This is a genomic window from Polaromonas sp. P1_E1_2 (assembly GCF_056406035.1).
In genome coordinates this window covers 1-2,503 of sequence record NZ_JBFUAZ010000615.1, presented here as the reverse complement: position 1 = coordinate 2,503, position 2,503 = coordinate 1, and the positions used below count along the sequence as shown (strand labels likewise).

Genomic DNA, 2,503 nt, shown 5'->3' with positions numbered 1-2,503 from the left:
GTGTGTTCGCAGTGCAGGACCTGGCTGAAGGTGAAACGCTGATCGAATATGTCGGCGAAATCATCAACTGGAAAGAGGCGCTGCGCCGCCACCCGCACGACCCCAAGGACCCCAACCACACGTTCTACTTCCACATCGACGAAGAGCATGTGATCGACGCCAAACACGGCGGCAATTCCTCGCGCTGGATCAACCACAGCTGCAAGCCCAACTGCGAAGCCGACGAAGAGGGCGGCCGCGTCTTCATCAAGGCGCTGCGCAACATCAAGGCCGGCGAAGAGCTGTTTTACGACTACGGCCTGATCATCGACGCGCCTTACACCAAGAAGCTGCTGGCCGAATACCCCTGCTGGTGCGGCGCCAAAAACTGCCGCGGCACCCTGCTGGCGCCCAAGGACGACGAAGGCAAGAAAAAGAACAAGAACAAGGACAAGGACAAAAAGAAGTCCAAAAAAAAAGCCGACAAAAAGGCTGAAGCCAAGGCTGACAAAAAGGCAGCCGATAAAAAGGCCGGCAAGAAACCCAAAAAGAAAAAGAAGGACTGAGCAGGCGCTCAACCCGCTTCACAGGCCATGCCGCCGGCGCAACCGGCTGCAACCTTCTCATGAGCACTCCCCTTACATCCCCCATCCGCTGGCCCGCCGAAGCTCTCTGGGAGGCCCTGGCGCCGTCCTTGCCGGGGTTCACGGTGGAAGTCCTGCCCGAGATTGATTCGAGCAACACCGAGCTGATGCGGCGTTTTCGCGGCAGCCCCGGTGTCCTGCCCCGTCCAGAGCCCCTGCTGCTGGTGGCCGAACAGCAAACCGCCGGGCGCGGCCGGCTGGGCCGCCAGTGGCAAAGCCGCCGCGGCGACAGCCTCACGTTTTCGCTGGGCCTGCCGCTTGCGCCCGTCGACTGGTCCGGCCTCTCCCTGGTGGCCGGCATCAGCGTAGCCGAAAGCCTTGAGCCGTTCGCCGGCAGCGCCTCCGGCCAGGCCGCCAAACCCCGCATCGGCCTGAAATGGCCCAATGACCTCTGGCTGTCCACACCCGAAGGCGACCGCAAGCTGGCCGGCATCCTGGTGGAAACCGCCAGCTGGGAAGGCATCCGTTACGTGGTGGTCGGCATCGGCATCAACATCCGCGCGGTGGAAATCCCCGTTGCGGCTGACGCACCCGCCATGCCCGGCATTCCGCCGGGCGGCTTGCAGACGCTGCTGCCGACGCTGGACGCACCCGCCACCTTGCTGCGCATCGTGCCGCCTCTGGTGCAGGCGATGCAGGCGTTTGAACGCTTTGGCTTTGCGCCTTTCCAGGCGCGTTTTGCGGCGCGCGACGTTCTGGCAGGCCGGGCCGTGCAGCTGTCCGACGGCCAGAACGGCCTGGAAGGCACGGCCCACGGTGTGGGCGAAAACGGCGCGCTGCTGGTGCATACTGCGGCTGGCATGAAACAAATCACCAGCTCCGAAGTCAGCGTACGGCCCGTGGCGGCGCAACCTCCCAAGGATGCGCGCCCATGCTGAGGCTGCTGGTGCTGGCGCTGGTCCTGGCCAACGCAGGCTACTTCGCCTGGACGCAAGGCCTGCTGGCCGACTACGGTTTTGCACCCATCGCCCAGGCCGAACCCCAGCGCCTGGCGCAGCAGATCCGGCCCAAGGCGATGCGCCTTCTGAGCGCCACCGATGCCGGCCAACTGGAAAGCGCCAGCACCGCCGCTGCAGCGCCGCCACCCGCCCCTGAATGCCTGCAAGCCGGCCTTTTCACCCCCGAGCAGACCATCGCCCTGCGCTTCGGACTGGAGGCCGGCCTGCCCATTGGCAGCTGGTCACTCGAGAACAGCTCGGAGCCGGGCCGCTGGATCGTCTACATGGGCAAATACACCAACGAGGATGCGCTGGCCAAAAAGCGCGGCGAGCTGCGCGGCATGGGGGTCTCGTTCGAGCCCTTGCTCAACTCCTCGCTGGGACCAGGCCTCTCGCTGGGCCATTTCAGYTCCCAGGCCGACGCCGAGCGTGAACTGGCCAAGGTCGCCACGCGCGGCGTACGCACCGCCAAGGTGGTGCAGGAGCAGCCTGAAATACGCGGCCAACTGCTCAAACTCCCGGCCGTTGATGCGCCGCTCATGGCCAAACTCGAGTTGCTCAAGCCGCAGTTGGCGGGCAAGGCCTTGCGGCCTTGCTAGATAAGACCCCCACGGTCGCTCACTTCGTGTAGCTTCCTGCCCCCCGGGGGGCCGCCCGCCTGTGGCCCGGCAAAGCCGGTTCCACGGCTCATGCTGGCTTAAGAGCTCGCCGCGGTTGCACAGCGCGATCCGATCATCCCGAGCCTGTCGAAGGTTCCGTATCCGGTACGCACCCCGTTGCTATTGATTTAGGAGCTGCTTGCGCTCGTCCCGCTTGGCTCTCAGTACTATTTTCCTGAAAAATACCTGAGCCGCCACACCCAGTCCAAGCCAGCAGGGGCCGCGGAACCGGCTTTGCCGGGCCGCAGGCGCCGCCCCCTCGAGGGGGGAACGGGCTACACGC

3 protein-coding genes are annotated in these 2,503 nt (G+C 65.0%); all 3 read left to right on the top strand.

All coding sequences use genetic code 11. The features are described 5' to 3' along the window. Positions 1-545: SET domain-containing protein (locus AC1D1P_RS20745; protein WP_477674265.1), on the top strand; the 545-nt coding region annotated here is incomplete at its 5' end. A gap of 59 nt (positions 546-604) precedes the next feature. Next, on the top strand, positions 605-1,501 hold the full coding sequence (locus AC1D1P_RS20740; protein WP_477674264.1) for a biotin--[acetyl-CoA-carboxylase] ligase: 897 nt from the start codon (positions 605-607) through the stop codon (positions 1,499-1,501). Beyond that, complete coding sequence (locus AC1D1P_RS20735; RefSeq protein WP_477674263.1) at positions 1,495-2,160, top strand: SPOR domain-containing protein; 666 nt, start codon at positions 1,495-1,497, stop codon at positions 2,158-2,160. Before AC1D1P_RS20740 ends, AC1D1P_RS20735 begins: the two co-directional genes overlap by 7 nt. Positions 2,161-2,503 lie beyond the last annotated feature (343 nt).